A 6,684-nucleotide genomic window follows, 5' to 3' on the forward strand; every position below is an offset into this window, starting at 1 on the left:
ATGTTCGCCGGAAACTTAGTTGCCGATTGCAAATCGAGTTGTTTCCGCCCGATCGATGTCGGATGTCTTGCAACTTGGGTGTGAGAGCAATTCCAATGCGCAAATCCATAGAATCTAACTAATTCGCGGCCCTTCCGGCTGTTGGCCTGCTTCTTGCTGTCTTTGGAATTAGTCAAAAGCCAAAGCATCAGTCGGGAGGATTCATGGGCGCGGCGACCGAGACGTTTTACAGCGTGATCAGGCGGCAAGGCATCACGCGCCGGAGCTTTCACAAGTTCTGCAGCCTCACCGCCACCAGCCTCGGCCTCGGTCCTCTGGCGGCGAGCCGCATCGCCAACGCGCTCGAGACCAAGCCGCGCGTGCCGGTGATCTGGATGCATGGGCTCGAATGCACCTGCTGCTCCGAGAGCTTCATCCGTTCCGCGCATCCGCTGGTGAAGGATGCGGTCTTGTCGATGATCTCGCTGGATTACGACGACACCATCATGGCCGCCGCCGGTCATCAGGCCGAGGCTATTCTCGACGAGACGCGGGCCAAGTACAAAGGCCAGTACATCCTCGCGGTGGAAGGAAATCCGCCGCTCAACGAAGGCGGCATGTTCTGCATCGACGGCGGCAAGCCGTTCGTCGAGAAGTTGAAGATGATGGCCGAGGACGCCTCCGCCATTATCGCCTGGGGCGCCTGCGCGTCCTGGGGCTGCGTGCAGGCCGCCAAGCCCAATCCGACGCAGGCCACCCCGATCGACAAGGTCATCACCAACAAGCCGATCATCAAGGTACCGGGCTGTCCGCCGATCGCCGAAGTGATGACCGGTGTCGTCACCTTCATCACCACGTTCGGCCGGCTGCCCGAACTCGACCGCCAGGGGCGGCCGAAGATGTTCTACTCGCAGCGAATCCACGACAAATGCTATCGCCGGCCGCATTTCGATGCCGGTCAGTTCGTCGAAGAGTGGGACGATGACGCCGCGCGAAAAGGCTACTGCCTGTACAAGATGGGCTGCAAGGGGCCGACCACCTACAACGCCTGTTCGACCGTGCGGTGGAACGGTGGCGTGTCGTTCCCGATCCAATCCGGCCACGGCTGCATCGGTTGCTCGGAAGACGGCTTCTGGGACAAGGGCTCGTTCTACGATCGTCTCACTACCATCAATCAGTTCGGGATCGAGAAGAACGCCGATCAAGTCGGCATGGTGGCGGCTGGCGCCGTCGGCGCCGCGATTGCCGCGCATGCGGCCGTGACCGCGGTCAAGCGGCTCGCGAGCAAGCGCGATGACGCCGAGCACCGCAGCTGATCAATAAGAAATTTCAGGGCAGGACAATCATGGGTATCCAGACTCCCAACGGCTTCAATCTCGACAACTCCGGCAAGCGCATCGTCGTCGATCCGGTCACCCGCATCGAGGGACATATGCGGGTCGAGGTCAATGTCGACTCCGACAACGTCATCCGCAACGCGGTGTCCACCGGCACGATGTGGCGCGGCATCGAAGTGATCCTGAAGAACCGTGATCCGCGCGACGCCTGGGCGTTCACCGAGCGGATCTGCGGCGTCTGCACCGGCACGCACGCGCTGACCTCGGTGCGCGCGGTCGAAAACGCGCTCGGGATCACCATCCCGGAGAACGCCAATTCGATCCGCAACCTGATGCAGCTCGCGCTGCAGGTGCATGACCACGTCGTGCATTTCTATCATCTGCATGCGCTCGACTGGGTCGACGTCGTCTCCGCGCTGTCGGCCGATCCGCGCGCGACCTCGACGCTGGCGCAGTCGATCTCGAGCTGGCCGCTGTCGTCACCGGGTTACTTCAAGGACCTGCAGACCCGGCTGAAGAAATTCGTCGAGTCCGGGCAACTCGGTCCGTTCAAGAACGGCTATTGGGGCAGCAAGGCCTACAGGCTGCCGCCCGAAGCCAATCTGATGGCGGTGGCGCATTATCTGGAAGCGCTCGATTTCCAGAAGGAGATCGTCAAGATCCACACCATCTTCGGCGGCAAGAACCCGCACCCGAACTGGCTGGTCGGCGGTGTGCCGTGTCCGATCAACGTCGACGGCACCGGTGCCGTCGGCGCCATCAACATGGAACGGCTGAACCTGATCTCTTCGATCATCGATCAGCTGATCGTCTTCAACGAGCAGGTCTATCTGCCCGACGTCGCGACGATCGGCTCGTTCTACAAGGATTGGCTGTACGGCGGCGGCCTGTCCGGCAAGAGCGTGCTGGCATATGGCGACGTGCCCGAGCACGCCAACGACTACTCGACCAAGAGCCTGAAGCTGCCGCGCGGCGCCATCATCAATGGCAATCTGTCCGAGGTGTTTCCGGTCGATCACACCAATCCCGAGGAGATCCAGGAGTTCGTGGTCCACTCCTGGTACAAATATCCCGACGAGACCAAGGGCCTTCACCCCTGGGACGGCATCACCGAGCCGAACTACGTGCTGGGGCCGAATGCCAAGGGCACCAAGACGGCGATCGAGCAGCTCGACGAGGGTGGCAAGTATTCCTGGATCAAGGCGCCGCGCTGGAAGGGCCACGCCATGGAGGTCGGTCCGCTGGCACGCTGGGTCGTCGGCTACGCGCAGAACAAGTCCGAATTCAAGGATCCGGTCGACAAATTCCTGCGCGACCTCAACCTGCCCACTGAGGCGCTGTTCTCGACGCTCGGCCGCACTGCGGCGCGCTCGCTCGAATCGGTCTGGGCGGGGCGGCAGATGCGTTACTTCTTTGACAAGCTCGTCGCCAACATCAAGGCCGGCGACAGCTCCACCGCCAATGTTGACAAATGGAAGCCGGAGAGCTGGCCGAAGGAGGCCAAGGGCGTCGGCTTCACCGAGGCGCCGCGCGGCGCGCTCGCGCACTGGATCAAGATCAAGGACACCAAGATCGACAACTACCAGTGCGTGGTGCCGACCACCTGGAACGGCTCACCGCGGGATCCGAAGGGCAACATCGGCGCGTTCGAAGCGTCGCTGATGAACACCCCGATGGCCAATCCCGAGCAGCCGCTGGAAATCCTGCGCACCATCCACTCGTTCGATCCCTGCCTGGCGTGCTCGACGCACGTTATGAGCGAGGACGGCCGCGAGTTGAGCAAGGTCACCGTGCGCTGAGCGCCAGCCGGAGGAGGAGACGATGACCACGGAAATCGCTCGGGTTCAGGGCGCGCTCGATTCGGCCGGCGAACGCGCGCGCTCGCTACAGACCGTCTATGTTTACGAGGCGCCGGTGCGGCTGTGGCACTGGGTCAACGCGTTGTTGATCCTGGCGCTGTGTGTCACCGGTTACTTCATCGGCTCGCCGCCTCCCTCGGTGCCCGGCGAGGCCTCCGCCAATTTCCAGATGGGCTATATCCGCTTCGTGCATTTCGCCGCCGGGCAGCTCTTGATCGTTTTCTTCCTGATGCGAGTGTACTGGGCGTTCGTCGGTAACAAATATTCCCGGCAACTCTTCTTGCTGCCGATCGCCAACAAGACCTGGTGGTGGGGGATGCTGTACGAGTTCAAATGGTACGCGTTCCTGGTCAGGGATCCGAAGAAATACATCGGTCACAACCCCCTGGCGCACATGGCGATGTTCTCCTTCATGGTGTTCCTGGTGCTGATGATGGTCAGCGGCATGGCGCTGTATTCGGAAGGCCAGGGCATCGACAGCTGGCAGTACACGCTGTTCGGCTTCATGTTCTCGATCTTCACCAGCCAGACCCTGCACACGCTGCATCATCTCGGGATGTGGGCGATCGTGGTGTTCGTCATCGTTCACATCTACGCCGCCGTGCGCGAGGACATCCTCAGCCGCCAGAGCATGATCTCCTCGATCGTCTCCGGCGAACGCCTGTTCCGCGACGATCTGCCGGATTGAGCAGAGAATTGCGGTCACGCGGTGCCATAAGTTGTGGGTACTTCACCCTCCCCTGGAGGGGGAGGGTCGCTCGCGCAGCGAGCGGGGCGGGGTGGCGAAGAGTTCATCCGCCGTGCCCGCGGCTCACCCCACCCCGTCACGCAGCCCGCTGCGCGGCCTGCGTGCCGACCCTCCCCCTCAAGGGGAGGGTGAACAGAGCTCCGCTACGACAGCCTTCGTCGAGGACACTTACGACATGACCGAGCATTCGGCGATATCGCAACCTCTCCGCATCCTGATCCTCGGCATCGGAAACATCCTGTGGGCCGACGAAGGCTTCGGCGTGCGCGCGGTGGAGGAATTCCACCGCCGCTTCGCCGTGCCGGACAACGTCACGATCCTCGACGGCGGCACCCAGGGCCTCTACCTCGTCAACTATCTCGAAGAGGCAGACCGCCTGATCGTGTTCGACGCCATCGACTACGGCCTCGAACCCGGCCAACTGAAGCTGGTGCGCGACGACGAGGTGCCGCGCTTCACTGGTGCCAAGAAGATGAGTCTGCACCAGACAGGCTTTCAGGAAGTGATCAGCGCTGCCGACCTACTCGGCCGCTGCCCGAAACATCTGGTGTTGATCGGCTGCCAGCCGCTCGATCTCGAGGACTGGGGCGGGCCGTTGACGCCGCCGGTGCGCGACCAGATCGCGCCGGCGATCGATCTCGCCTGCGAGATTCTGGCCGAGTGGGGAGTCGGAGTTGTTCCGCGCAGCGCGCCGCTCGCTGCGACCGAGCGGCTGCTCGCCAACGACATCGATCATCAGAGCTACGAAACACGGCCGGTCTGACCGCCGTTTCGCCGGAGAACCAGCCCATGTGTCTCGGCCTGCCCATGACGATTGTCGAGACCGACGGGATGTCGGCGCTGTGCAGCTATCGCGGCGAGCAGCGTCGCGTCTCAGTGCTGCTGCTCTCCAATCCGCCCGTCGGCACCAAGGTCCTGGTCTACATCGACACCGCGATCCGGCTGCTCGACGACGACGAGGCGCGCCTGATCGCGGATGCGATCGAGGGGTTGAGTGCCGCGCTCGACGGCCAGGACTGCGATCGCTTCTTCGCCGACCTGATCGACCGTGAGCCGCAGCTGCCCGAACATCTGCGGGCCGAATAACCTCGCAAACAGCATCTGCCCGTGTGCCGAACTGAAGCTGGCGCGCAGCGGCTTGGCTGCAAGTCAGCTTTCCATATGCAAATACCGCTGACGGCCAAAATGGAAACTATCTTTCCATGTGGGTGGGCGTTATCCCGATTTGCAAAAATACCGCTGTCTAATCAATCAGATGGCGAGGTGGATGAAAGGCTACGGAGTGGCACGTAGCTTGCTAATCCTATCACAGGTTACATAATAAGATTTCCAGGGAGGTCTGATGGAAGTCCAGGCGGGAAAGCAGGGTCCGGCGCGGCGCGGCCTGCCCGAAGTGGATGTCGCAACGGTCGACGACTTTCTGAGCGCGGCCGACGCCGACGGCGCGATCGCGGTGCTGCTATCGGCCGGCGATCCCGTTCGTTTCCCAGAGGCGATCGATGTCGCCGTGGTTCTCCCCGAACTGATCGAGGCTCTCCAGGGTCGACTACGCGGCGCGGTCATCGCGCGCAGCGACGAGACCGCGCTCGGTGAGCGCTTCGGCGTGCGCGTGCAGCCGACGCTGATTTTCGTCGCCAAAGGCGAGACGCTCGGCCTGATCGCCAAGATCCAGGACTGGTCGGTCTATGTCGATCGCATCACCAAGTTGATCGATCGGCCGCGCGGGCAAAGCGCCGCGGTCGCTCTCACCATCGTGCCGCAGCATCGCGTGCAGGGAGCCGGGCTATGAAGGTCGGGTTCTGGGATGCGCCGGAAGGCGCCGAACAACCGGTCAGCGTGTTTCCGATCGGAGAGGAGAGTCTCAACGCGTCCAAGGGTAGTCTGACGGCCGCCGGTGCGCTCGCCAAGCTGGCGACGCTGGACAGCGCTGAGCTTGCCAGGATGTGCCCGAATGCGGTCGCGTTGTTGTCGAAGATAGCGGAGGCGACCGGGAGTCAAAAGGCAGACGCGCCGACGCAGCTGTTCCGGTTGACGGGGCTGAACGAGCTCGAAAGCAAGTTGATCGCCGACGTGCTGGGCGAAGGCGAAGTCAGCGGCGTCGTCGCGCTGCCGGATGGCTCGCTGGCGCAGATTCAGGAATCGGTACTGGCGGGAATCTGGCGCGTCCGGCTCGAGACCGACGCCAGTCACGATTATCTTGAGATCGGTGCCATTCCGGAAATCGTCAAACGCGCCGCAGCCGATCTGACCGCCGCCGATTTCGAAATCGGAGCAGCGCCGGAGGGCGCCATGAACGTGCTGCCCGTGCTCGCGGAGATCCGCGAGCGCGCGCAGGCCTGGCGTCCCGGCACGCGTTCGCAGATCATCAACTTCACGCTGCTGCCGATGAGTCCCGTGGATATGAGCTTCATGCAGGACACGATCCGCAACGGACCGATCCAGCTGGTGTCGCGCGGCTACGGCACTTGCCGTGTCCTCTCCACCGGCATCCGCAATGTCTGGTCGGTGCAGTTCTTCAACGCCATGGACACGATCATCCTCGATACGCTCGAAGTCGGCGGCGTGCCCACCGTCGCGCTCGCCGCGGACGAGGATTTCGAGGACTCCGCCGAGCGGCTGCAGGAAATCATCGAGGCGTACTTCAAATGAGCGCTTTCGAAAATTTCGGAGTGCGCGAGGACGTCGCCGACGCGACGCGGCTCGAATGCGGAATCTGCTGGACCGTCTACGATCCGGCGGAGGGCGACGCGGTGGCGCAGAT

The 6,684-nt window shown here is 62.8% G+C and carries 8 protein-coding genes; all 8 read left to right on the forward strand.

Annotated elements, in window-relative coordinates:
* The first annotated feature begins 203 nt into the window (after nucleotides 1-203).
* Nucleotides 204-1,295, forward strand: a complete 1,092-nt coding sequence (locus tag I5M_RS23695; RefSeq protein ID WP_022723663.1) for a hydrogenase small subunit — start codon at nucleotides 204-206, stop codon at nucleotides 1,293-1,295.
* Nucleotides 1,296-1,324: 29 nt separating this feature from the next.
* Nucleotides 1,325-3,115 (forward strand): nickel-dependent hydrogenase large subunit, encoded by a 1,791-nt coding sequence (locus I5M_RS23700; protein WP_022723664.1) that lies wholly within the window; start codon nucleotides 1,325-1,327, stop codon nucleotides 3,113-3,115.
* Nucleotides 3,116-3,137: 22 nt separating this feature from the next.
* A complete protein-coding gene (gene cybH / locus I5M_RS23705) occupies nucleotides 3,138-3,863 on the forward strand; it encodes a Ni/Fe-hydrogenase, b-type cytochrome subunit (protein WP_022723665.1) in 726 nt (241 codons plus the stop codon).
* A 235-nt stretch (nucleotides 3,864-4,098) separates the two neighbouring features.
* Nucleotides 4,099-4,686 carry a HyaD/HybD family hydrogenase maturation endopeptidase gene (locus I5M_RS23710; protein ID WP_022723666.1) on the forward strand — a complete coding sequence of 196 codons (588 nt, stop codon included), beginning with the start codon at nucleotides 4,099-4,101 and terminating at the stop codon, nucleotides 4,684-4,686.
* A gap of 26 nt (nucleotides 4,687-4,712) precedes the next feature.
* Nucleotides 4,713-5,009: a HypC/HybG/HupF family hydrogenase formation chaperone gene (locus I5M_RS23715; RefSeq protein ID WP_022723667.1), complete on the forward strand. Its 297-nt coding sequence runs from the start codon at nucleotides 4,713-4,715 to the stop codon at nucleotides 5,007-5,009.
* A 256-nt stretch (nucleotides 5,010-5,265) separates the two neighbouring features.
* On the forward strand, nucleotides 5,266-5,712 hold the full coding sequence (locus I5M_RS23720) for a hydrogenase accessory protein (protein WP_022723668.1): 447 nt from the start codon (nucleotides 5,266-5,268) through the stop codon (nucleotides 5,710-5,712).
* The gene (locus I5M_RS23725) at nucleotides 5,709-6,572 is read left to right on the forward strand and encodes a hydrogenase expression/formation protein (protein ID WP_022723669.1); all 864 of its coding nucleotides are present in this window, start codon (nucleotides 5,709-5,711) and stop codon (nucleotides 6,570-6,572) included. Before I5M_RS23720 ends, I5M_RS23725 begins: the two co-directional genes overlap by 4 nt.
* The coding region (locus tag I5M_RS33890; RefSeq protein ID WP_022723670.1) for a rubredoxin at nucleotides 6,569-6,684 on the forward strand (116 nt) is incomplete at its 3' end. The genes I5M_RS23725 and I5M_RS33890, both read left to right, overlap by 4 nt.

The sequence above is a fragment of the Rhodopseudomonas sp. B29 genome (assembly GCF_000333455.1).
GTDB lineage: Bacteria > Pseudomonadota > Alphaproteobacteria > Rhizobiales > Xanthobacteraceae > Rhodopseudomonas.